The 20,256-nt window shown below is 68.5% G+C and carries 17 protein-coding genes; 3 read left to right on the top strand and 14 right to left on the bottom strand.

Features of this window, described 5'->3' with window-relative positions; translation table 11 throughout:
* Positions 1 to 75: 75 nt before the first annotated feature.
* The 13 genes from triC to HMPREF2581_RS07035 all read right to left on the bottom strand — a co-directional run bounded on the left by triC (position 76) and on the right by HMPREF2581_RS07035 (position 16,677).
* Positions 76 to 3,123, bottom strand: a complete 3,048-nt coding sequence (gene triC / locus HMPREF2581_RS06975) for a triclosan efflux RND transporter permease subunit TriC (protein ID WP_003137043.1) — start codon at positions 3,121 to 3,123, stop codon at positions 76 to 78.
* Positions 3,120 to 4,190 (bottom strand): triclosan efflux RND transporter adaptor protein TriB, encoded by a 1,071-nt coding sequence (triB, locus tag HMPREF2581_RS06980; protein ID WP_003083872.1) that lies wholly within the window; start codon positions 4,188 to 4,190, stop codon positions 3,120 to 3,122. The genes triC and triB overlap by 4 nt, the downstream gene beginning before the upstream one ends.
* On the bottom strand, positions 4,187 to 5,338 hold the full coding sequence (gene triA / locus HMPREF2581_RS06985) for a triclosan efflux RND transporter adaptor protein TriA (RefSeq protein ID WP_003137041.1): 1,152 nt from the start codon (positions 5,336 to 5,338) through the stop codon (positions 4,187 to 4,189). Before triA ends, triB begins: the two co-directional genes overlap by 4 nt.
* 152 nt (positions 5,339 to 5,490) lie before the next feature.
* Positions 5,491 to 6,330: an IclR family transcriptional regulator domain-containing protein gene (locus HMPREF2581_RS06990; RefSeq protein ID WP_003137039.1), complete on the bottom strand. Its 840-nt coding sequence runs from the start codon at positions 6,328 to 6,330 to the stop codon at positions 5,491 to 5,493.
* Positions 6,331 to 6,545: 215 nt separating this feature from the next.
* Positions 6,546 to 7,151: a protocatechuate 3,4-dioxygenase subunit alpha gene (pcaG, locus tag HMPREF2581_RS06995; RefSeq protein WP_003137038.1), complete on the bottom strand. Its 606-nt coding sequence runs from the start codon at positions 7,149 to 7,151 to the stop codon at positions 6,546 to 6,548.
* Between the two features lie 10 nt (positions 7,152 to 7,161).
* On the bottom strand, positions 7,162 to 7,881 hold the full coding sequence (gene pcaH / locus HMPREF2581_RS07000) for a protocatechuate 3,4-dioxygenase subunit beta (RefSeq protein WP_003102187.1): 720 nt from the start codon (positions 7,879 to 7,881) through the stop codon (positions 7,162 to 7,164).
* Positions 7,882 to 8,015: 134 nt separating this feature from the next.
* A complete protein-coding gene (pcaQ, locus tag HMPREF2581_RS07005; RefSeq protein WP_016254344.1) occupies positions 8,016 to 8,933 on the bottom strand; it encodes a pca operon transcription factor PcaQ in 918 nt (305 codons plus the stop codon).
* A 287-nt stretch (positions 8,934 to 9,220) separates the two neighbouring features.
* Positions 9,221 to 11,608, bottom strand: a complete 2,388-nt coding sequence (locus HMPREF2581_RS07010) for a TonB-dependent siderophore receptor (RefSeq protein WP_003137036.1) — start codon at positions 11,606 to 11,608, stop codon at positions 9,221 to 9,223.
* A 147-nt stretch (positions 11,609 to 11,755) separates the two neighbouring features.
* On the bottom strand, positions 11,756 to 12,751 hold the full coding sequence (locus HMPREF2581_RS07015; protein ID WP_003137034.1) for a FecR family protein: 996 nt from the start codon (positions 12,749 to 12,751) through the stop codon (positions 11,756 to 11,758).
* Positions 12,748 to 13,293, bottom strand: coding sequence for an RNA polymerase sigma factor (locus HMPREF2581_RS07020; protein WP_003112642.1), 546 nt, complete (start codon positions 13,291 to 13,293; stop codon positions 12,748 to 12,750). The genes HMPREF2581_RS07015 and HMPREF2581_RS07020 overlap by 4 nt, the downstream gene beginning before the upstream one ends.
* A 196-nt stretch (positions 13,294 to 13,489) precedes the next feature.
* Entirely contained in the window at positions 13,490 to 14,440 is a 951-nt protein-coding gene (locus HMPREF2581_RS07025) for an adenosine deaminase (RefSeq protein WP_003083850.1), read from the bottom strand.
* Positions 14,441 to 14,544: 104 nt separating this feature from the next.
* Positions 14,545 to 15,507, bottom strand: coding sequence for an isopenicillin N synthase family dioxygenase (locus HMPREF2581_RS07030; RefSeq protein WP_003106716.1), 963 nt, complete (start codon positions 15,505 to 15,507; stop codon positions 14,545 to 14,547).
* A gap of 72 nt (positions 15,508 to 15,579) precedes the next feature.
* Positions 15,580 to 16,677 (bottom strand): BMP family ABC transporter substrate-binding protein, encoded by a 1,098-nt coding sequence (locus HMPREF2581_RS07035; RefSeq protein ID WP_003137032.1) that lies wholly within the window; start codon positions 16,675 to 16,677, stop codon positions 15,580 to 15,582.
* A 237-nt stretch (positions 16,678 to 16,914) separates the two neighbouring features.
* Between HMPREF2581_RS07035 and HMPREF2581_RS07040 the strand changes: the two genes are divergently transcribed.
* The 3 genes from HMPREF2581_RS07040 to HMPREF2581_RS07050 all read left to right on the top strand — a co-directional run bounded on the left by HMPREF2581_RS07040 (position 16,915) and on the right by HMPREF2581_RS07050 (position 19,092).
* On the top strand, positions 16,915 to 17,433 hold the full coding sequence (locus tag HMPREF2581_RS07040) for a nucleoside 2-deoxyribosyltransferase (RefSeq protein WP_003137030.1): 519 nt from the start codon (positions 16,915 to 16,917) through the stop codon (positions 17,431 to 17,433).
* Between the two features lie 149 nt (positions 17,434 to 17,582).
* Positions 17,583 to 18,209: a nucleoside 2-deoxyribosyltransferase gene (locus HMPREF2581_RS07045; protein ID WP_003083840.1), complete on the top strand. Its 627-nt coding sequence runs from the start codon at positions 17,583 to 17,585 to the stop codon at positions 18,207 to 18,209.
* A gap of 34 nt (positions 18,210 to 18,243) precedes the next feature.
* The gene (locus tag HMPREF2581_RS07050; protein ID WP_003083838.1) at positions 18,244 to 19,092 is read left to right on the top strand and encodes a nucleoside-specific channel-forming Tsx family protein; all 849 of its coding nucleotides are present in this window, start codon (positions 18,244 to 18,246) and stop codon (positions 19,090 to 19,092) included.
* A gap of 36 nt (positions 19,093 to 19,128) precedes the next feature.
* Here HMPREF2581_RS07050 and HMPREF2581_RS07055 read toward each other — a convergent pair whose 3' ends face one another.
* Positions 19,129 to 20,181, bottom strand: coding sequence for a nucleoside hydrolase (locus HMPREF2581_RS07055; RefSeq protein ID WP_003137027.1), 1,053 nt, complete (start codon positions 20,179 to 20,181; stop codon positions 19,129 to 19,131).
* Between the last annotated feature and the right edge of the window lie 75 nt (positions 20,182 to 20,256).

The following is a 20,256-nucleotide window of genomic DNA, read 5'->3' on the forward strand; positions in this document are numbered from 1 at the left end:
GCCCACCCACCGTCCGCTCTCCTTCCCCCCGCACAGACTCTGCTACGGCGGCGCCCCCTTCCCCTTCCGTCGCGCTCAGCGTCCCGGTTCCGGAATCCGGTACCAGGCGACGTACAGCGCCGGCAGGAAGATCAGCGTGAGCAGCGTGGCGGCAACGATGCCGCCGATCATCGCATAGGCCATCGGCCCCCAGAACACTTCGCGGGCGATGGGGATCATCCCCAGGCTGGCCGCCGCCGCCGTCAGCAGGATCGGCCGGGTGCGGTGGTGGGTGGCTTCCAGCACGGCTTCCCAGGGCGTCTTGCCGTCTTTCTCGAAGGCATCGATCTGGGTCACCAGGATCACCGAGTTGCGGATGATGATGCCGATCAGCGCGAGAATCCCGAGGATCGCCACGAAGCCCATCGGCGTGCCGGTCGGCAGCAACGCCGCGACCACGCCGATCAGCCCCAGCGGCGCGACGCTGGCCACCAGGAACAGCTTCTGCACGCTCTGCAACTGGATCATCAGGAAGGTCGCCATGAGGAACAGCATCAGCGGCACCACCTTGGCGATCGGGCCCTCGGCCTTGCCGCTCTCCTCCACCGTACCGCCCACTTCGATCCGGTAGTTCGCCGGCAGGCCGTCGGCGAAGCGCTTGACCTCCGGCGCCAGCTTGGCGACCAGGTCGGTGGGCTGGATCTCGCCGCGCAGCGACGCCTTCACCGTGATCGTCGGCTTGCGGTCGCGGCGCCACACCAGCGGCTGCTCCAGCTCGTAGCTGACCTTGGCGAACGCCTTGAGCGGGATCGAGGTGCCGCTGGGCGTGACGATCTGCAGGCTCTCCAGGGTCTCCAGCGAGCCGCGCTCGCTATCCTCGGCGCGGCCGATGACGTTCACCAGGTAGATGTCGTCGCGCACCTGGGTCACCGCGCTGCCGGTCACCACGCTGTTCATGATCTGCGCCACGTCCTCGGAGGACAGCCCGAGCTGGCGCGCCTTGTCCTGGGCGATGTCGATCTTGAGCATCTTCCCGGGCTCGTTCCAGTCGTAGACGATATCGCCGATGTTCGGGTTGCCGTCGAGCACGCCGGCCAGGCCCATGGCGTACTCGCGGACCTTGTCGATCTGCGGTCCGCTGACCCGGTACTGGATCGGCCGTCCCACCGGCGGCCCCATCTCCAGCGGCTGCACGTAGGTGCTGATGCCGACATAGTCCTTGCGCAAGCGATCGCGCAGGCGCGCGGCGACGCGCTCGCGGGCCTCCAAGTCCTTGGTGACGATCACCAGTTGGCCATAGAAGTTGTTCTGCAACTGCTGGTCCAGCGGCAGGTAGAAGCGGATCGCGCCTTCGCCGACGTAGGCGCTCCAGTGGTCGATGTCCTCGTCGTCCTTCAGCGTCGCTTCCAGGCGGTCCATCACCGCCCTGGTCTCGTGGATACTGCTGTTTTGCGGCAGGTTGAGGTCGACCAGCAGTTCCGGACGGTCGGAAGACGGGAAGAACTGGTGCTGGACGAACTTCATCAGGAACAGCGACACGCCGAACAGCAGCGCGGTGAGGAAGATGGTCGTCCAGCGCCGGCGCATCGCCAGGTGCAGCAGGCTGTCGAAACGCTCGGCGATGCGCCCCTTCTTCTGCTCCGACTTGTGCTTGAGAGTCTTCGGCAGGATGTGCACGGCGATCACCGGGGCGAACAGCACCGCGACGATCCACGACAGCAGCAGGGCCACGGCGATCACCGCGAACAGGGTGAAGGTGTACTCGCCGGCGGAGCTGGCGTTGAGCCCGATGGGCACGAAGCCGGCCACCGTCACCAGGGTCCCGGTGAGCATCGGGAAGGCCGTCGAGGTGTAGGCGTAGGTCGCCGAGTCGTGCAGCGAGTCGCCCAGTTCGAGGCGCGTGATCATCATCTCCACGGTGATCATGGCATCGTCCACCAGCAGGCCGAGGGCGATGATCAGCGCGCCGAGGGAAACCCGCTGCATGGTGATGTCGGTGTATTCCATGAACACGAAGACCATCGCCAGCACCAGCGGGATCGAGCAGGCCACCACCAGCCCGGCGCGCAGGCCGAGGCTGACGAAGCTGACGATGAGGACGATCACCACCGCCTCGAACAGCGCCTGGGTGAAACCGCCGACCGCCTTCTTCACCACCTGGGCCTGGTTCGACACCTGGTGCACGCCGACCCCGACCGGCAGTTCGCCGGTGATCTCCTGCATGCGCGCATTGAGCGCCTCGCCGAACTCGAGGATATTGCCGCCCTCCTTCATCGCCACCGCCAGGCCGATGGCCGGCTCGCCCTTGTAGCGGAACAGCGAGGTCGGCGGGTCGACGAAATCGCGGCTGATGCTGGCTAGGTCGGACAGCCGGTAGAAACGATCGTTGACCCGCAGGTTGACCGCCTGCAGGTCCTTTTCCGAACGGAAGTTGCCGGAGGTGCGCACCGAGATGCGCTCGGGGCCGGCCTCGACCACGCCGGACGGGGTCACCGCGTTCTGCGCTTGCAGGCTCTGCACGACCTGGCGCTGGTCGAGACCGAGGGCGGCCAGCTTGCGGGTGGAGAAGTTGAGGTAGATGACCTCGTTCTGCGCACCGATCATCTGCACCTTGCCCAGGTCTTTCACCGAGCGGATGTCCAGGCGCACCTTCTCCACGTAGTCGCGCAGCTGGCGGAAGTCCAGGCCGTCGGCGGTGAAGGCGTAGACGCTGCCGAACACGTCGCCGAACTCGTCGTTGAAACCCGGTCCCTGGATGCCTTGGGGGAATTCGCCCTGGATGTCGGAGATCTTCTTGCGCACCTGGTACCAGATATCCGGGATGTCGCCGGCCTTGGTGGTGTCCTTGAGGTAGACGAAGACCGTCGATTCGCCGGGTCGCGTGTAGCTCTTCACGTAATCCAGCGAGTCCAGCTCCTCGAGCTTCTTCTCGATGCGGTCGGTGACCTGCTCCAGGGTGTCGTCCACCGTGGCGCCCGGCCAGCGGGTCTGGATGACCATGGTCTTGATGGCGAACGAGGGATCCTCCTCGCGCCCCAGGTTGAGGTAGGAGAACACGCCCATCACCAGCGATACCGCCATCAGGTACCAGACCAGGGACTGGTGGCGCAGGGCCCAGTCCGACAGGTTGAAACCGCCCTTCATCGCGCATCCTCGTCGAGTTTGATCTTCTGGCCGGGCTTGAGGCTGTTGACTCCGGCGCGGACCACCCGGTCGCCGTCGGCCAGGCCCTGTCCGATCACCACCTGGCGTTCGTCGCGGCTGAGCACCTGTACCTCGCGCAGGGCCACGCTGGACTGTTTCCCATCGACGACCCAGACCTGGGTCTTGCCGTCCCGCTCCAGCAGCACGCTGGCCGGCAGCACACTGCGCACGCTACCGGCGCTGCTCAGCTGGACCTGGATGGTCGAGCCGAGGCGGAACGCCTCCGGCGTCTGCGCCAGGCTCAGGCGCACGCGACGGGTGCGGGTCGAGGCGTCGGCCTGCGGACCCAGCTCGCGGATGCTGCCGGTGGTCCTGGCCTGCGGGTCGAGCTGGGCGCTGACCAGGAAGCGCGCGTCGGCCGGCAGGCTCTCGGCGACCTCGGTGGGCAGGTCGAAGACCGCCTCGCGCACCTCGGGCCGGGCCAGGGTGACCACCGCCTGGCCGGCGCTGACCACTTGCCCGGCCTCGGCGTGCCAGGTGGTGATGACGCCGTCGAAATCGGTCACCAGGCGCGTGTAGGAAAGCTGGTCCCTGGCCTGCTGCACCGCCGCTTTGGCCTGGTCGAAGCTGGCCTGGCTGGTCTTCAGGCGGGTCCGCGCATCGTCCAGGCGCGCCTGGGCGGTGACGCTGCGGGCGAACAGTTCTTCCTGGCGCCGGGCATTGGCCTGGGCGTCGATCAACTGCGCCTCGGCGCTGGCCAGGTCGCCCTGGCTGGCGCGCAACTGGTTCTGCTGGTCGGTGGGGTCGAGGGTTGCCAGCAGCGCGCCCTTGCCGACGAAGTCACCGACGTCGAACAGGCGCGAGGCGATCCGTCCGTTGGTGCGGAAGCCGAGCACGCTCTCGTAGCGCGCCTGGATGCTCCCGGCGAAGCGACCGAGGTCGTCGTTCTTCAGGGTCTTCACGGTCACCGTCAGCACCGGCCGCGGCGGTGCCGGCGGCGGCTCGTCGCCGCAGCCGGAGAGGAGCAGGGCGAAGCCGAACAGGCCGGCGAGGGAAAACGGCTTCATGGCTGGCCTCCGCCCACGGCGTCGCGGCTGGCGGTGCTCTGGGTCGGCTGCGGCGGCTGGGCCACCTCGACCACCTGGCCCGGATGGAGCAGTTGGCCGCCCACCGTGACCACTGTCTGGCCCGCCTCCAGGCCACCGTCGATGACCACCTTCTCGCTGGCGTAGCGTGCCACCCGCACCGGTTGCAGGCGCACCTTGCTTTCCTGATCGAGCAACCAGACCGCCGGCTGCTCGCCGACCTTGGACAGCGCCGACCAGGGCAGCACCACGCTGTGCGCGGCCGGCGCGGCGACGCTGGCGTTGACCACGCTGCCGAGGCTCATTTCCGCCGGCACCGAGTCGAGGCCGACCTTGACCTTCAGCGTACCGCTGCGCTCGTCCACCGTCGGGGTGATCTCGCGGACCTTGCCGCTGGCGGTGACTTCCGGCTTGCCGAGCAGGCTGACGGTGATCCGCTGGCCGTCGACATCGTGGCTGAACAACGACTCGTAGACGTTGAACACCGCGTCGCGCTCGCCGTCGCGGGCCAGGGTGAAGATCGGCACGGTGGCCTGCACCACCTGGCCGACCTCGGCCTGGCGGGCGGTGATGACCCCGGCGTCGGAGGCACGCAGCTCGGTATAGGAAAGCAGGTCGCGGGCGTTGGCCAACTGCGCCTGGGCGGCCTTCAGCGAACTCTGCGCGCTGCGCACCGAGGCCAGCGCCTGGTCGTACTCGCTCTGGCTGGTGTAGCCCTTGGGCAGCAGCGCCTTCTGCCGCTGGTAGTTGAGGTCGGCGAGCTTCGACTGCGCCTGCTGCGCGGCGACCGCCGCCTGGGCGTTCTCCACGTTGCTGCGCTGGTCCTGCGGGTCGAGCCGCGCCAGCACCTGGCCAGCCGCGACGTGGTCGCCGACATCGACCAGGCGCTCGACGATCTTGCCGCCGACACGGAACGACTGGTCGGCCTGTACCCGTGCCTGGATGTCGCCGGTGATCGAGGTGGCCGAGGCGAACTCGGCCATCTTCACCGTCTGCGCCAGCACACGGACGTGTTCCTCGGCGGGCGGCTCGGCGCCGCAACCGACAAGCAGGCTGGCGCACAGGATGGCGGGCAGCGCCATCCGCGACCAGCGACCTTTGGAATGAAAAGCGCCTCTGGCGTCTGACATGCCTTCCCCTTCGCGATCCATACAGATACCGGCCGATACGGCCGGAAACTCCCAGAATTGGCAGGGATTCTAGCCGCGTCCCCAAGGATTGCGACTATCAGATGGAAGCGGGGGTTCCTTTTCCAAACTTGTGGAGGGGATCGCCTCCGGCGTCAGGTGAACAGGCGCGCGCTCAGCTCGCGGCTGGCCTCCAGCAGCAACGGCAGGAAGCGACTTTCCAGTTCGGCGCGGGAGACCCGCCCGGCATGGGTGCCGACGTTCAGCGCGGCGAGCACATGGCCGGCGGAGTCGCGTACCGGCACCGCCAGCGAGCGCAGGCCGACTTCCAGCTCCTGGTCGACGATGCACCAGCCCTGGCGACGAATCTCCACCAGGCACGGCAGCAGGGTCTCGGGGGTATACAGGGTACGGCTGGTCTTGGCCTGCATCTCCACTCCGCCGAAGTAGGCGTGCAGCGCGTCGTCGTCCAGCGCGGCGAGGAGAATGCGGCCCATCGAGGTGCAATAGGCGGGCAGCCGGCTGCCGACGTTGAGGTCCACCGAAATCAGCCGCTGGGGAGTGGCCGAACGGGCGATGTAGAGCACGTCGTCGCCCTCCAGGGTGGCCATCGAACAGGCTTCGTGGAGCTGTTCGCTGAGGCGGTCGAGGATCGGCTGCGCAGTGATCGCCAGCGGCGTCGACGACAGGTAGGCGTGACCGAGGGTGAGCACCTTCGGCAACAGCGAGTAGGTGCGCCCGTCGGTGGTGGCGTAGCCAAGCTGCATCAGCGTGTGCAGGCAGCGACGCACGGCGGCGCGGGGTATCTCTGTGCGGTGGCTGATCTGGGCGATGGTCAGGTGCCGCTTGCGCTCCTGGAACGCATGGATCACCGCCAGGCCACGGGCCAGCGAGGTCATGAAGTTGGGATCGCCGGTGAAGGCCTTGATGCGCTTGGCTGGCGAAAGGACGGTCGGCGGCGCCAGGGTGGCGGAGTGTTCCGGGAGTTCGCTCATGGACGTTCGGGCTCGGGTCACGGAAAGGCTCGCCGATTATCGGACACTCGTTCGATCATCGCAATTGACCGGAGCGCCTCCGACTGTAGTACTGTCGGGGCTACCCATCGCCCTCCGGGAGTAATGTCAGGTACCCATCGGCGGGTTCTGGGTACGCCCTTGCCGCTCCGGCAAGGGCGCCCTTCCTTCCCGCGCGTCCCGCGCGATCGATGCGCCTAGAAGTCGAAGAACACCGTCTCGTTGTCGCCCTGGATGCGGATGTCGAAACGGTAGGCGAGCTGTCCGTCCACTTCGCAGCGCCGCGCGAGCAGGGTGTCGCGACGCGGCGCCTGCTCGATCAGGTTGAGCACCGGACAGGCGGCGTTGGCCTCGGTCTCGTCATCGAAGTACAGCCGGGTCTGCAAGTGGATGTTGATGCCGCGGGCGAACAGCGAGACGTTGATGTGCGGCGCCATCGGCACGCCCTGGGCGTTACGCACCACCCCCGGCTTGACCGTGTGCAGGGTCCACTCGCCGGCATCGAAGGTGGTGGCGGTGCGGCCGAAGCTGTTGAACGGTCGCTCCGGATCGTAGCGCTCCTGGTAGCGGCCTTCGCTGTCGGCCTGCCAGAACTCCAGGAACGAGTCGCGCACCAGGTGGCCGTTGCCGTCGTAGACGTGGCCGAGCAGGAGGATGTGCTGGCCCGGCGCGCCTTCGCGGGCCATGCGGTTCCAGATCTCCAGGTCGCGGGTCGGGTTGCCGGCGGCGGCCAGCGCCAGGCCGATGTGGACGTAGGGACCGGCGGTCTGGGAAGGGGTTTCCCGCAGCAGTTCGTGGCTCATGGTCGGCTCCTCAGGCGTTCTCGAAGAAGGTCTTGCGCTGCCCGCGCAGGACGATGTCGAAGCGGTAGGCCAGGCAATCCATCGGGTTGGCCATGCTCATGTCGAGCCGGCCGATCAGGCTCTGCGCCGCCTCCGGGTCGGCAAGGGTGCGGATGATCGGGCACTTGGGGATCAGCGGGTCGCCCTCGAAGTACATCTGGGTGACCAGCCGCGCGGCGATCGCCGGGCCGCTGACGGACACGTGGATGTGCGCCGGACGCCAGTCGTTGGGGCCGTTGCGCCAGGGATAGGGCCCGGGCTTGATGGTGCGGAAGTAATAGTGGCCCTCGCTGTCGGTGAGGGTCCGGCCGACGCCGCCGAAGTTCGGGTCGAGCGGCGCCAGGTAGCGGTCGTTCTTGTGCCGGTAGCGCCCGCCGGCGTTGGCCTGCCACATCTCCACCAGGGTGTGCGGGACCGGCTTGCCGTACTGGTCGAAGACCCGGCCGAACATGATGATGCGCTCGCCCTGGGGCAGGCCGCCGTGGTCGAAGTTGAGCAGCAGGTCGTTGTCGTGGCGGCCGAGCCTGAGGTGGGAGAAGTCCGGCCCGCTGGTTTCCGAGAGCGATTGCGGGATGCTCACCAGCGCCTGGCTCGGCGAGCGCGGCACGGAGGTCTTGTAGTCGGGGGTCAAGGCTTTGGGGTGCCAGTTTCGGTCACGGATGACGAAACGACGGCTTTCGGCGTCGTGCATGTCGGGCTCCTGTTATTCGCGTTATCGGTCGCCAGGCTTGTGGATTCAGGCATGGAAAACGAAGTCTTGCGCAGGAGGCGGGGCGGGGACAGTGAATTATCCAGCCATATACATAACCATTTGGTTATGCTTTATCAGTGCAACTCGGCGGCCACCTCGCGCAACACCGCGCTGAACCATTGCGCCCCCAGCGGCAACGGCAAGGCCGCGTTGTGGCACAGCCCGACCGAACCGCCCGGTTCGCGGATACCCAGGTCCAGCTCGGCCAGCTCGCCGTTGCCGACGTCCAGGCGCACGGCGTCGCGCGGCGCCACCCAGATCGCCTCGCTGCGCAACACATAGCTGCGGCTGAGGGTCGGCGAGAGGGTCTCCAGGCGCTGTCCGGCGAGCGGGATGCCCCATTGCACGAACAGGCTGTCGGCGTGGCGGCGGATGGTGGTGCCGGCCAGCGGCAGCACCAGTGGGAATTCGGCCAGCCGCTGCAGGACGCCGAGGGGCGCGGCGAGCAAGGGGTGGCCGGGACGCACCACCAGCATCATCGACTCGCTGTACAGGTGCTCGAAGGTCAGGCCCTGGATGTCCGGGCTATCGGTCATCCGCCCGACCACCAGGTCCAGCTCGCCGACCTTCAGTTGCGCCAGCAGGTAGGCGCTGGGGCCGGTGGCGACGCTGACCACCAGCGCACCGTGGCGCCGGTGCAGGCGCCGGATCACCTCGGGCACCACCAGGCTCTCCACCGTCGACAGCACGCCGACCCGCACCGTCTCGACCTGCGCCTCGTGACCGCGCAGGGTGTTCACTCCGTCGCGCAGGGCCTGCACGCAGGGGCCGGCATAGCGCAGGAAGGTCACGCCCGCCTCGGTCAGCTCGGCGCCGGCCTTGCTCCGTTCGAACAGGCGCGCGCCGAGGATTTCCTCCAGTTCCTTGAGGGTCTTGGAGATCGCCGGCTGCGACACCGCCACGGCATCCGCCGCCTTGGCGAAGCTGCGCTGGCGGGCGACTTCGAGGAAGCAGGCGAGGTGGCGGAACTTGATGCGGTTGTCGAGGTTCATGGGGCGGCCGTGGCGGCGAGTGGTGCGGGCATGGTACCCAACGGGCGGGTTGGGAACGAGGTGTGGCGTGCGGCGAGGTCGTGCCAGGCGGTACTCCGCCTTCCTTTCCCCAATGGGAGAAGGCACTGGATAGCGGAACGACTCACGTGCCGGGCAATCCCTTCCCTGGGGGAAGAAGGAACCGGATGGAGCATGGTCGGGCAGCATCGCGCCGACCCTTCGCCCTTCAGGGGGGGCCTCCACGTCCAGGAGGACGCCGGGGAACCCCACCTGGAACGAGCGCCGACTCAGAACTCCACCGTCGTCGACAGCTGGAACTGCCGAGGCTCGCCCATCGCCACGTACAGGCGATTGGCACTGGACGGGTAGTAGGTGCGGTCGAACAGGTTCTTCACGTTGAGCTGGAACTTCACGCCGTGTCCGCCGAAGCGGGTGTCGTAGCTGGCGAAGGCATCGGCCACGGTGTAGGACGGCAGGTCGAAGGAATTGGCCGGGTCGCCCGGGCGCTTGCCGACGTAGCGCGCGCCGCCGCCCAGGCGCAGGCGGTCGCCGCCGAAGAGCTGGCCGAGTTCGTAGACCGCCGACAGCGACGCGGTGTTGCGCGCCACGTTCTGCAGGCGCTTGCCCTCCAGGGTCGGGTCCTCGGTGACTTCCGCGGCGAGCCAGGCGTAGCTGCCGATCAGGCTCCAGCGTTCGCTGAGCTGGCCGGTGAGGTCCAGCTCCAGGCCGCGCGAGCGGACCCGGCCGGCGGCGCGCACGCTGCTGTTGCCGGCACCGTCGAGTTCGTTGACCAGCACGTTCTTCTTGCGGATGTCGAACAGCGCCAGGGTGCCGCTGAGACGCCCCGGCACATCCAGCTTGGCGCCCAGCTCCCAGGAGGTCGCCTCCTCCGGCAGGATCGCCGAATCGATGGTCTCGCCGGTGCTCAGCGGGGCGATGGTCGAGTTCGGCTTGAACGAGCGCGTGTAGCTGCCGTACAGCGAAACCTCGTCGCTCAGGCGGTAGACCAGGCCGCCGCGCGGCACCCATTTCTGCCCGTTGATGTCGGTGTTGGCGTTGAACGGCCGGCCGCGCCCGGCGAGCTGGTCGTAGATCTGGTAGCGCGCGCCGCCGACCAGGATCCAGCGTTCGTCCAGGTGGATCGAGTCCTGGAAGTACAGCGAGTCGCTGCGCAGCTTGTCGGTCTGGTCGCTGTCGCCGGCGACCACCCGGGTCGACGGCACCACCTGGCCATAGACCGGGTCGAGGTAGTCGAAGCGGCTGGTCTTGCTGTCGCGCAGCAGGTCGGCGCGGAAGATCTTGCGCTTCTCGTGGTCCATGCCGAATTGCAGGTCATGTTGCATCCCGGCCAGTTGCAGCGTTCCGCTCAGGCCGAGGGTGGCGAAGCTGTCGCTGCTGACCGCGCCGTGGGTGCCGTCCATGCGCCGGGTCAGGGTGCCGTCGGCATTCACGGCCATCACCCGGGCCTGGTTGTCGTCGTAGGTCTCGCGACTGTAGCCGTAGCCGAAGTGGGCCTTCCAGGTGTCGTCGAGCTGCCGTTCGAGATCCAGGCGGGTCAGCTCGGAACGGCCCTCGGTGATGTTGAAGGGCTCGTCCAGGCGCCGGCTGCGCGGGATGTCCAGCGGGCGGTTGGTACGCGGGTCGATGGCCGTGCCACGGTCGAACGGCGTGGTGAACTCGCGGTGCTCGTAGCTCAGGTTGACCGTCGTGTCCTCGCCGTACCAGGCCAGCGAGGGCGTCACCAGCGTCTCGCGACTCTTGCCGAAGTCGCGCCAGTAATCCTCGTCCTCATGATCGAGGATCATCCGGTAGGCCAGTCCGCTGTCGCCCAGCGGGCCGGTGGAGTCGAGCTGGCCGCCGCTGCCGTTGCGCCCGTGGGCGTAGGCCGAGCCACGCAGGGTCAGGGCGTTGGCTTGTTGCAGTTGCGGCTTCTTGCTCACCACGTTGACCACCCCGCCCGGGTCCTGGATGCCATAGAGCAGGGATGCAGGCCCCTTCAGCACCTCGACGTGGTCGGCGGTGGCGGTGAAATTGCGGCCCTGCACCGAGGGCATGCCGTCGCGCATGATCGAGCCGTCGCGGTTGTCGCCGAAGCCGCGTTTCATCACCGCGTCCTGGGTACCGCCGAGGGTGTTGGCCTGGGTGATGCCGCTGATGTTGCCCAGCGCGTCGTCAAGGTTGCGCGGGCGCTGGTCCTGCAGCGCCTGTGCCGGGACCACGCTGATCGCCTGGGGGATTTCCAGTAGCGGCGCATCGCCGCGGCTGATCGAGGCGTTGGCCGCCGGCCGGTAGCCCTGCGCCGGGGCGGCGGCGGACACCGTCGTGGCATCGAGGTCGAGCGCGCCGCTGGCGGGGATCGGTTCCAGGGTCAGGGTGCGCTCGTCGATCCGCCGCGCGCGCAGGCCGCTGCCCTGCAGCAGGCGTTGCAGCGCCTCCTCCGCGTCCAGCGAACCGTGCAATGCCGGGGCGGTCGCCTGCGGCGGCAGCTCGGCGGTGTAGAGCAGCGTCTGCCCGCTGGCCCGGCTGAACGCGTTGAGCGCCTGGGCCAGCGGCGCGGCAGCCTGGCTGAAGCGATAGCGAACCGCCTCGGCGGCCTGCGCGGTGGCGGCGAGACAGCCGAGGCTGAGGAACAGGGCGGGGAGAGTACGCAGGGCGAAGCGCGGGAACGGGGTCATGGGTTGCTCGTGTCGGTCGCTTTTCTAATGCGAATCAATCGCGGTCATGAGCACTACACGAAGCGGCGCCGGATTTACCTCACCCCCCAGCGCAAAAAAATTCTTCGCCGGGAAAGATTCCTGCGGCCAAACGGAGCGGGGCCGCCGTCAGCGAATCACCACCAGGCGTCCGAACAGGATCTGCTGGCGATAGCCGAGCACCGCCTGCAGCGACTTCAGCGCGGCTTCGGGATCGTCGCTGCGGAAGCTGCCGCTGACCGGCTGGCGGCCGAGCGCGTCGTCGAGCAGGAGAATGCGTCCAGGGTAGTAGCGAGCGAGTTCGTCGAGCACTTCCGCCAGCGGCCGCCGGTAGAAGCTCAGCCAGCCCTGGCGCCAGGCCAGCGCGGCGGCGGCGTCGATGGCCACGGGCCGGCCCAGCCTGCCGTCGGCGAAGCCGACCTGCTGGCCGGCGCTCAGCACTTCCTCGGCGGCGCCCGCGCCCGTGCCGGCGCTCACCGCGACCCGCCCTTGCAGCACGGTGACGCGGGTCGCCCCGGCGCCGCGACGGACCTCGAACTCGGTGCCCAGTACCCGCGCCCGGCCTTCGCCGGCCTCGACCACGAATGGCAGCGTGTCGCGCTTCACCCGCAACGCGGCGGCGCCGCGCAGCAGTTCGACCCGCCGCTGGCCGCCGTCGATACGCACGCGCACCGCGCTGCCGGCGTCCAGGCTCAGGTAGGAGCCATCGGCCAGCTTCCATTCGGCGACCTGTCCCGGCGCGGCGACATAGTCGGCACGCCAGTCCTGCAGCCAGTCGCCGGGCTGCCACCAGCCGCCCAGCCAGAGCATCGCCAGCAGGCAGGCGACGCTGGCCAGCGGGTAGGCCCAGCGCCGCGGGTTGCGCGACGCTCGGCGCGGCCGCAGGTAGGCTTCCAGGGCATCAGCCTCTTCGATGGCCAGGCGGCTCGCCGGTATTTCCGTCAGGCGCCAGAGCGCCTCGGCGCGAGCATAGGCCTCGGCATGCGCCGGCCGCTGCGCCAGCCAGTCCTCGAAGGCCCGCCGGGTCGCCGCATCCGGCGTACCGCGCAGGCGCACCAGCCAGACCTGGGCGGTCTGCTCGAGGACGGGATCGTAGGGCGCGGCGTCGCTATCGGGTCGGGTCATGGCTGGGCGCTCCTTGCCTGCTCGCCGGCCGGGCCGGCCAGGCTCGCCTTGCAGGCGTCGAGGGCGCGCATCATATGTTTTTCCACGGCGCTTTGGGAAAGCTGCATGGCCTGGGCGATCTCCGCGTAGGTGCGGCCGTGGATGCGATTGAGCAGGAAAATCCGCCGGGTCCGCTCGGGCAGGCCGCGCAAGGCGGCCTCGACCCGGCGCCACTGGTCGCCGGCCTCGAGCGCCTGCTCGGGACCGACCGGCTCGCCCTGGCGCTGCTCCGGCAGCCAGTCGTCCAGTTGCCGCTGCCGCGATCCTTCGCCACGCAAGTGGTCGATGGCCAGGTTGCGCGCGCTGCGCAGGAGGTAGCTGCCAAGCTCCTCCACCGGGGCGGCCGGGCGCCGCCAGAAGCGCAGGAACAGTTCCTGGACCAGGTCGGCGGCGGTCGCCCGGCAGCCGACCCAGCGGCTGACCAGGCTTTCCATGCGCTGGCGCTGGGCCAGGAAGGCCTTGAGCAGATCCGCGCGGCGCGCCGCCTCGCCGTCTGCCGGCAAGGCATCCGGGCGCGGGCCGGAGGGTAGGTCGCGGTCGGGCATCGGTGAGGGACGGCTGCACGAAAGCCGGCGCCGGGGCGGCGCCATGGGAATGCTGAGCAGCCCGCAAATGATAATGCTTATCATCAATACCGAGAAGCCGGCGACGACGAAACGCCTTGCGGGTCGCGCGCCGGGTTGCCCGGCGCGCCGCCCCTCACTTCACCAGGCGCGCATCCAGGCTGTTCTGCGCCAGGCGCCTGGCCTGCTCCTCGGTCATTCCCAGGCTCTGCTGCAAGGCATGGAAGTTCTCGGTGACATAGCCGCCGAAGTAGGCCGGGTCATCGGAGTTCACCGTCACCTTCACGCCGCGTTCGAGCATGTCGAGGATGGTGTGCTGGCTCATGTCGTCGAACACGCAGAGCTTGGTGTTGGACAGCGGGCAGACGGTCAGCGGGATCTGTTCGTCGATCAGCCGCCGCATCAGCCGCTCGTCCTCGAAGGCGCGCACGCCGTGGTCGATGCGCTCGACCTTGAGCAGGTCGAGGGCTTCCCAGATGTACTCGGGCGGCCCCTCTTCGCCGGCATGGGCGACGGTGAGGAAGCCTTCGCTGCGGGCGCGGTCGAAGACCCGCTGGAACTTGCTCGGCGGATGCCCGACTTCCGAGCTGTCGAGGCCGACGGCGATGAAGGCGTCGCGGAACGGCAGCGCCTGGTCGAGGGTTTTCTGCGCCTGTTCCTCGCTGAGGTGGCGGAGGAAGCTGAGGATCAGCCCATGGCGGATGCCCAGCAGCTTCTCGCCGTCCTGCAGCGCGGCGCGGATGCCGGCGAGCACCACCTCGAAGGGAATGCCGCGATCGGTGTGGGTCTGCGGGTCGAAGAACGGCTCGACGTGGACGACGTTCTGCGCCTTGCACTTCTGCAGGTAGGCCCAGGTCAGGTCGTAGAAGTCCTGCTCGGTGCGCAGCACGTCGGCGCCGGCGTAGTAGAGGTCGAGGAATTCCTGCAGGTTGTTGAAGGCGTAGGCCTTGCGCAGGGTCTCGACGTCGTTCCAGGGCAGGGCGATGCGGTTGCGCTCGGCGAGGGCGAACAGCAGCTCCGGCTCCAGGGTACCTTCCAGGTGCAGGTGCAGTTCGGCCTTGGGCAAGGCGTTGAGCCATTCGTACATGGGGTGGGTTCTCGATCAGGCTGGTCTTGGCCGGCAAGTTTAACCTGTCCCGGGAGTCAGGCCCGCGGCAAACCCGCGAGCCGCTCCCGCGCGCGACGGGCGGCTCAGGCCGTTTCGCCGCGCCGATAGGCATAGGTCTGCGCGAAGCGCGAGGTCAGCCACTCGCCACAGGTGGTCGGCGGATACTTCGGCGGGTTGTCCGCGTCGAAGCAGCCCGGCAGGCAGCGGATCTCGGTGTCCATGTGCGGTTCGGCGAAGAACGGCATGGAGTAGCGATGCACCCCGCGCGGGCTGATCACCCGGTGCGGGGTCGAGCGGTAACGGTCGTTGCTCCAGCGCGCCATCATGTCGCCGATGTTGACCACGAAGGTGCCGTCGATGGGCGGCGCGTCGATCCATTCGCCCTGGCGGTTCTGCACTTGCAGGCCACCGGCGGCGTCCTGGTAGAGCAGGGTCACGCAGCCGTAGTCGGTGTGCGCGCCGGCGCCGGGCTGGTCGGCGCTCTGTCGGGCGGCGGCCGGCGGATAGTGGATCAGGCGGAATACGCTGACCGGCTGCTCGAAGCGGCGGTCGAAGAAGTCCTCCTCGATCCCCAGGGCGATGGCCAGGGCGCGCAGCACGGTACGGGCCAGCGCCAGCATGTCGACATAGTGTCCTTCCAGCAGGGCCTCCCAACCGGGCAGGTCGGGGTGTCGGTTGGGCCCGTAGAAGGACTTGCCGGCGCGCACGTCGGGATGCTCCGCCGGCAGGTGCAGGGCCATGTCGAAGGTCTCCTTGAAGTCGCTGGGCAACGCCGGGTCGAGCTGCTCGGTGGCGATCGCGCCATAGCCGCGATGGTTGCGGCTACGGGTGATATCGATCTTCAGCTTCTCTTCGACAGGCAGCGCGAAGAACTCCCGCGCCGCCGCCAGCAGGGCTTCGAAGCGCGCGGCCGGCAACGGGTGTCCGGCGATGTAGAAGAAGCCCCACTCGCGGCAGGCCTGGTCGATCCGCCGCGCCACGTCGTTCCAGGCGCCACGGTCGGCGCCGTAGAGCGGGGCGATGTCGATGATGGGTAGACGGTCCAATCGCGCTCTCCTCGATGGGCCCTGTACGGAAAGTGCCTGCGCTCGGCGACTTTTTCCATACAAGGCCAGGGCTCACTTCGGCAGGTCGGCCTTGATGCCTTCCACGTAATAGTTCATCGACGCCAGGTCGGCATTGGTCGCGCTGACGCCGGCGGCGAAACGCTCCTTGCCGGACTGGTCGCGGATCGGCCCGGTGAAGGGGTGGAAGGCTCCGCTGCGGATCGACTCGATCAGCCTGCCCGCCTCTTCCCGCACCGGCGCCGGCAGCACCTCCTGGTTCAGCGGCAGGACCACCGTACTCTCGGCCAAGCCGCCCCAGAAGTCCTCGGATTTCCAGGTGCCGTCCATCACCGCCTGGGCCGAGCGGATATAGTGCGGGCCCCAGTCGTTGACGATCGAGGTGAGCACGGTCTTCGGACCGAAGTGCTGCATGTCCGAGGCGTAGCCCACGGCGTACACCCCGCGACGCTCGGCGGCCTGGATCGGCGCCGGGCTATCGGTGTGCTGGAACACCACGTCGACGCCCTGGTCGATCAGCGCGTTGGCCGCGTCGGCCTCCTTGCCCGGATCGAACCAGGTGCTCACCCACATCACCTTGAGTTCGGCCTGCGGGTCGTATTTGTCCAGCGCCAGCTGGATCGCGTTGATGTCGCGGATCACCTCGGGAATCGGAAACGAGGCGATGTAGCCGATCTTGTGGCTGCGGGTCATCTTCGCCGCGAGGAAGCCGCCGACGTAGCGTCCCTCGTAGGAGCGCGACAGGTAGGTGCCGAGGTTCCTGTCGCGCTTGTAGCCGGTGGCGTGCTCGAAGGTCACCTTGGGAAACTGTCGGGCCACCTTGGCGGTGGGGTTCATGTAGCCGAAGGAAGTGGTGAAGACCAGGCCGTAGCCGTCTTTCGCCAGGTTGCGGATGACCCGCTCGGCGTCGGCGCCCTCGGCGACGTTCTCGACGAAGCTGGTCTTCACCTTGTCGCCGAAGTGCTCCACCAGTTCGCGGCGGCCCAGCTCGTGCTGGTAGGTCCAGCCGTGGTCGCCGACCGGGCCGACATAGACGAAGCCGATCTTCAGTGGTTCGGCGGCCTCGGCGGCGAGAGCGCAGGCGCCGAGGCCGAGGACGACGGCAAGGCGGCGCAGGACGGACATGCGGGATTGCGTGGGACGGTGTTTCATGGATGGGCGTGCTCCGGTGAGTGCAGGGTTGGCCATCGGGCGTGGCTTCGCGTTCAGCCCGCCCGCCGATGCAATTACCTGACCACCCGGACAACTCCGCTCAAGCCCGCGCTTCTGCGTGCCGCGCCATGCCGGCGCGGCTGCAGGACGGTGCAGCGCGCCATCGCTTGGTGCATGCCGGCGCCGCCACGATGGCCTACCATGGGCGCTGGCTTTCCGTAACAAGGCACGCACGCGATGACCGCGATCTACCTGGCCGGGCCGGACGTCTTCCGCCCCGACGCCGAGGCCCACGGCGAAATGCTCAAGGCGCTCTGCGCCGAGTTCGGTTTCCTCGGCCTCTATCCGCTCGACCACGCCCTGCCCGCCGACATCCGCGAGCCGGCCGCCCAGGCCGCCTGGGTCTACCGCGCCAATGTCGGCCTGATCGAGCGCGCCGACTGCGTGCTGGCCAACCTCGAACCGTTCCGCGGCAGCGAGCCGGACAGCGGCACCGCCTTCGAAGTGGGCTACGCCCTGGCCCTGGGCAAGCCGGTATATGCCTACCTCAGCGATGCCGGCGCCTACGCCGAGCGCCTCGCCCGGCTGGCCCCGGAATGGCTCGGCGAGCGCCCCGGCGAGGACCGCGACGGTTGGCAACTGGAGGGTTTCGGCCTGCCATTGAACCTGATGCTGGCGGTGCCTTCGCGGCTGGTCGCCGGCGGTCCGCGCGAGGCCCTGCGACGCCTCGCCGAGGAACTCGGCGGGAACGCCTGAAGCGCCCGCGCCGAGCGCCGGAATAAGCACGCGAGCCGCCGCCTATCTGCTGACAGGTAGGCGCCGCCTGGCATGTCGCTTGCTGCCCATAATCCCCGGACAACAACGGCCCCCGCGCGGGGCGTCCGGCATCCTGGGGGGAGCATCCGATGAGCCGATCCAACGGTTCCAGCAGCCGTCGTACCTTCTTGCGCCTGGCGGCCCTGCTGCTGCCCGCCGGCGCCCTGCTCGGCAGCCTGCCGGGCGTACGCGCCGCGGCCAGACCGCGGAAACTCTATCTGGCCGGTCCCGACGTGTTCCGCGCCGACGCCGTCGCCCACGGCGAAGCGCTCAAGGCACTGTGCGCACGCTACGGCTTCGAAGGCCTCTACCCGCTGGACAACGCGCTGCCGAAACAGCTCGCCGAGCCGCGCGAACAGGCGGCCTGGATCTACCGCGCCAACATCGGCCTGATCGAACGCGCCGACGCGGTGCTGGCCAACCTGAACTTCTTCCGCGGCGCCGAGCCGGACAGCGGCACCGCCTTCGAGGTCGGCTACGCCACCGCTCTCGGCAAGCCGGTCTATGGCTACGTCGACGACGCCGGCAGCTACGCCGAGCGGATCCGCCGGCACGCCCCGGAGCTGGTCGGCGAGGATCCGACCCGCGACCGCGACGGCATGGCCCTGGAAGAGTTCGGCCTGCCGCTCAACCTGATGCTGGCGGTGCCCGGCAGGATCGTCGTCGGCGACGCCGAGCAGGCTCTCCGGCAACTCGCCGGGCAATCCCGCGGCTGAGTCCGACCCGTCCCACTCCAGGCAAGGACTTCCCATGCGCAAAGCCCTGCTGTGCTGTGCCGCCCCGCTGTGCGCGGCCGCCGCCTTCGGCGCCGAAAACAACGACGAGAACGCCGCCCGCGAAGGGCTCTGGAACAACCTGCACGTCTACCGCGCGTTCAACCAGCGCGGCGGCCCCTACCTGACCGACGACAGCTACCTGGAATGGGAGTTCGGCGGCCGCAAGGGGGTGCTCGACCTGTACGGCTACATCGACTACAAGAACCTCTTCGACGACGCCAGCTCGGACGTACCCGACGGCGAGAACTGGTTCGTCGACATCGAGCCGCGTCTCTCCATCGACCGCCTGCTCGGCCGCGACTTCTCCATCGGCCCGATCCGCGAATGGTTCGTCGCCTTCGACTACTACTACGCCGACGCGCGCCAGGGACCGGGGCTGAACGTGCTGTGGTCGGGCATCGGCACCAACACCGAGCTGCCCTGGCTGGGTACGGTGGGGCTCAATCTCTACGCGCGCTACATCGACAAGAACTACGGCGCGTCCAACGAGAACGCCTGGGACGGCTACGTCGCCCACATGAACTGGTTCAAGCCGCTGGCGCAGTTCGGCGGCAAGCGCTTCATCGCCTTCCAGGGCTTCTTCGACTACGAGTTCGGCTCGAAGCTGCCCGACAAGGACGATGCCTTCGAGCGCGAATACCGTACCGATAACGGCTTCCAGGCCTACCTCGGGCTCTGGTATCACACCGAACACTGGAAGTTCGGCTACGGCGCCAAGGTCTACCGCAACATGACCCAGTGGCGCGACGGCGAGCAACTGGACGGACGCCGCACCGACTCCAGCGGGATCGGCCACTACTTCAACGTCGGCTACGCGTTCTGAGCGCGGCGCCCACGCCGGGCGCCGCGGGAAGCCCGCTCAGGGCAGGCGGGCGATACGCTCGGTGAGCAGGTCGAAGAACCCCTGGGCATCGCCCTCGTTGATCCACTCGACGTTGGCCGGCTGCTTGAGGCCGCCGTACCAGTCGGCCACGGTCTGGCCGAAGGTGATGCCCTCGCGGCTGTCGACCTGCACGTTGATCCGCTTGCCCTTGAACAGCGAGGGCTTGAGCAGGTAGGCGACCACCGTGGCGTCGTGCACCGGGCCGCCCTTCAGGCCGTAGTACTTGATGTCGTACTGGACGTAGGCGTCGAGGATGTCGGCGACGGTCTTGCCGGCTCGGTTGCCGAGGTTGCGCAGCTTGGCGATGCGCTCGGGGCTGGTGAGGATCTTGTGGGTCACGTCGAGCGGCAGCATGGTGATCGGCGCCCCGCTCTTGAGCACGATTTCCGCCGCGTGGGGGTCGGCGAAGATATTGAATTCGGCGGCCGGGGTGATGTTGCCACCGTTGAAGTGGGCGCCGCCCATGATCACGATCTCGCGGATGCCCTTGACGATGTCCGGGGCCTGGGTCAGGGCCAGCGCGAGGTTGGTCTCCGGGCCGAGCATGGCCAGGGTCACGCTCTTCTCCGGCGCCGCGCGCAGGGTACGGATCAGGTAGTCCACCGCGTTGCCTTCGGCCAGCGGCTGCTTCGGCTCATGCACCTCGACGCCGGTGATGCCTTCGCTGCCGTGTACGTCGGCGGCGTAGATCGGCGTGCGCAGCAGCGGCCGCGGGGCGCCGGCGTAGACCGGGATATCCGGGCGCTTGCCCCACTCGCGGGCCAGCCGGGCGTTGCGCGCGGTCTTTTCCAGCGGCACGTTGCCGGCGACGGTGGTCAGCGCCTGGATCTTCAGCTCCTTCGGCGAGGCCATGGCGAACAGCAGGGCGATCACGTCGTCGGCGCCCGGGTCGGTGTCGATGATCAGGGTCCGCGGCGATTGCGCCGCCGCCGTTTCGGCAGCGGACAGAGGAAGGCTGGCGGGCATCAGCAGGGAGAGTCCTAGCAGAAGGCTGCAAAAGCGATTGCGGGGGCGGGCGGCGCGGGACATGGTCGGCTCCTGGTGGGGGATGCCGAAGTCTAGCCGGTTGCAGGCCAGGCGCCGACCTATGCGAACCGACAGAGG

The organism is Pseudomonas sp. HMSC057H01, from assembly GCF_001836405.1.
GTDB classification, from domain to species: Bacteria; Pseudomonadota; Gammaproteobacteria; order Pseudomonadales; family Pseudomonadaceae; genus Pseudomonas; species Pseudomonas aeruginosa.

Coding starts and splice junctions, on each gene's coding strand:
- triC (WP_003137043.1), bottom strand. CDS start 3,123: ATGAAGGGCGGTTTCAACCTGTCGGACTGGGCCCTGCGCCACCAGTCC.
- triB (WP_003083872.1), bottom strand. CDS start 4,190: ATGAAGCCGTTTTCCCTCGCCGGCCTGTTCGGCTTCGCCCTGCTCCTC.
- triA (WP_003137041.1), bottom strand. CDS start 5,338: ATGTCAGACGCCAGAGGCGCTTTTCATTCCAAAGGTCGCTGGTCGCGG.
- HMPREF2581_RS06990 (WP_003137039.1), bottom strand. CDS start 6,330: ATGAGCGAACTCCCGGAACACTCCGCCACCCTGGCGCCGCCGACCGTC.
- pcaG (WP_003137038.1), bottom strand. CDS start 7,151: ATGAGCCACGAACTGCTGCGGGAAACCCCTTCCCAGACCGCCGGTCCC.
- pcaH (WP_003102187.1), bottom strand. CDS start 7,881: ATGCACGACGCCGAAAGCCGTCGTTTCGTCATCCGTGACCGAAACTGG.
- pcaQ (WP_016254344.1), bottom strand. CDS start 8,933: ATGAACCTCGACAACCGCATCAAGTTCCGCCACCTCGCCTGCTTCCTC.
- HMPREF2581_RS07010 (WP_003137036.1), bottom strand. CDS start 11,608: ATGACCCCGTTCCCGCGCTTCGCCCTGCGTACTCTCCCCGCCCTGTTC.
- HMPREF2581_RS07015 (WP_003137034.1), bottom strand. CDS start 12,751: ATGACCCGACCCGATAGCGACGCCGCGCCCTACGATCCCGTCCTCGAG.
- HMPREF2581_RS07025 (WP_003083850.1), bottom strand. CDS start 14,440: ATGTACGAATGGCTCAACGCCTTGCCCAAGGCCGAACTGCACCTGCAC.
- HMPREF2581_RS07035 (WP_003137032.1), bottom strand. CDS start 16,677: ATGAAACACCGTCCCACGCAATCCCGCATGTCCGTCCTGCGCCGCCTT.
- HMPREF2581_RS07040 (WP_003137030.1), top strand. CDS start 16,915: ATGACCGCGATCTACCTGGCCGGGCCGGACGTCTTCCGCCCCGACGCC.
- HMPREF2581_RS07045 (WP_003083840.1), top strand. CDS start 17,583: ATGAGCCGATCCAACGGTTCCAGCAGCCGTCGTACCTTCTTGCGCCTG.
- HMPREF2581_RS07050 (WP_003083838.1), top strand. CDS start 18,244: ATGCGCAAAGCCCTGCTGTGCTGTGCCGCCCCGCTGTGCGCGGCCGCC.
- HMPREF2581_RS07055 (WP_003137027.1), bottom strand. CDS start 20,181: ATGTCCCGCGCCGCCCGCCCCCGCAATCGCTTTTGCAGCCTTCTGCTA.